General features: G+C 70.6%; 3 protein-coding genes and 1 pseudogene. 1 reads left to right on the top strand and 3 read right to left on the bottom strand.

What is annotated here, in order from left to right; translation table 11 throughout:
- Positions 1 to 356: pseudogene (locus G3I40_RS00840) on the top strand (hypothetical protein); the annotation flags it as partial.
- Here G3I40_RS00840 and G3I40_RS00835 read toward each other — a convergent pair.
- The 3 genes from G3I40_RS00835 to G3I40_RS00825 all read right to left on the bottom strand — a co-directional run.
- The gene (locus G3I40_RS00835; RefSeq protein ID WP_164300204.1) at positions 325 to 558 is read right to left on the bottom strand and encodes a hypothetical protein; all 234 of its coding nucleotides are present in this window, start codon (positions 556 to 558) and stop codon (positions 325 to 327) included. The pseudogene G3I40_RS00840 and the gene G3I40_RS00835 overlap by 32 nt on opposite strands.
- Before the next feature lie 3 nt (positions 559 to 561).
- Positions 562 to 780, bottom strand: a complete 219-nt coding sequence (locus G3I40_RS00830; protein ID WP_164300203.1) for a hypothetical protein — start codon at positions 778 to 780, stop codon at positions 562 to 564.
- Between the two features lie 88 nt (positions 781 to 868).
- The coding region (locus G3I40_RS00825) for an MFS transporter (RefSeq protein ID WP_164300202.1) at positions 869 to 1621 on the bottom strand (753 nt) is incomplete at its 5' end.

Below are 1621 nucleotides of genomic sequence, written 5' to 3'. Positions count from 1 at the left end.
GCGCCCTGGGGCTCGCGGTGGCCGTCGCGGCGGCGCTGCAGGGGCGGCGGGCCCTGGCCGTGGTGGCCTGCGCGACCACCGCGCTCCTGGTCAGCCCGGTCTCCTGGTCCCACCACTGGGTGTGGTGCGTGCCCCTGGCCCTGCTGGTGTGGGAGTCGGGCCACCGCCGCACCGCCGCCCTCATGGCGTTGCTGTTCTGCTCGTACGCGCTGTGGTGGGTGCCGCATACCGGCGGAAGGCTCGAACTGCACCAGAACAGTGGACAGTTGGTGTTGTCAGCGCTCTACGTAGGTGTGGCGTACGCCTTCTTGGCGCACTCCGGGGTCAGGCTCTGGCGAACGAGTAGAACCGCTTGAGGGTGCAGTGCTCGTCCAGGAGGCGACCGTAGATCGGCTCGCCCTCCAGTTCCCGGTACGTCTCGATCGGGTCGCCCTTTATGATCAGCGCCCGCGCGCACTCCTCGCACCAGTACTGGTAGTCGGGGTTCACCGGCTCCATGTCGCGCACGATGGGCGTACCACTGCCGCACCAGTCGCACTTCCTCCTGTGTGCACCCATCGATCAGCTCCAGCTGTGGCCGCAGGCCGTGCACACGTACGAGATCCCGCCGTTGTCACCCAGCATCTGGGCGACGTGGAAGGAGCCGCAGGACGGACAGTCGAGGAGGACATCCGCAACATCAAGGACATCATCCGAAGAATCGGACGGGGGCGGGGACCCGGCGGACAGCACGCCCACGCCGAGGAGGCGGTCGGCCTCCTCGATGATGCTCAAGGGCATCGCGCACTCCCTCCCGTCGGGCCGTCTTCGTCGGTCGGACGCGGCCCCCTTCCGGCCGTCCGATTCTGCCACGGCCGGAGCAATACGGTCAGCGACGCCTGCGTACCAGTCCGGACACGGCACCCAGGGCAGCGGCCCCGGCCAGCGCATAGGCGCACACCAGAAGCGCGTCCGCAGAGACATACGCCCCCGGGGCCACCGATGCCTCAATGCGGTTGAGGAAAAGTGTCCCGAACGCCGCGACGCCGATGAGTTGACCGAGCTGCGTCACCGTGGCGAGCAGTCCACTGGCATCCGCCGCCTCCTGTGGCCGCACCGTAGCAAGCGCCCGGGTGAGCGTCGGACCGAAGCCGAGCGAGAGGCCGGCGCCGATCACCGCGAACGAGGCATAGAGCGCGAATCCACCGTCGCCCCCGCCGTGCAGCGCGAGCCCGGTGCCGAGCGCCCCCGCCGCGGCGAGCGCGAACCCACCCGGAATCAGCGCCGGTTGCCACCGCTCGGGCCAGCGCCGCCAGGTGAGCCCGACGACCCCGAACACCACGGCGGTGGGCGCGAACGTCAGTCCGGCGCGCAGCGCGCTGTAGCCCAGGCCCGTCTGGACGTGCAGGGTCAGCACGAAGAGGTAGCCGGCGTTGACGGCCATCACCGCGAGGATGCGGAAGACGGCCAGGCCGATGCCGGGCACCCGCAGCACCCGCGGCGCGATGAGCGGAGCGCCGCCGCGCCGCGCGAGCGCGGACTCGTACCCGCAGAACAGGGCGAACGCCACGACGGACGCCGCCAGGCACAGCCAGGACCACAACGGCCAGTCCTCCTCCTGGCCGAGCACGAGCGGCACCGT

This window comes from Streptomyces sp. SID14478, from assembly GCF_010548525.1.
GTDB lineage: Bacteria > Actinomycetota > Actinomycetes > Streptomycetales > Streptomycetaceae > Streptomyces.
This window is presented reverse-complemented; position numbering and strand designations above follow the sequence as displayed.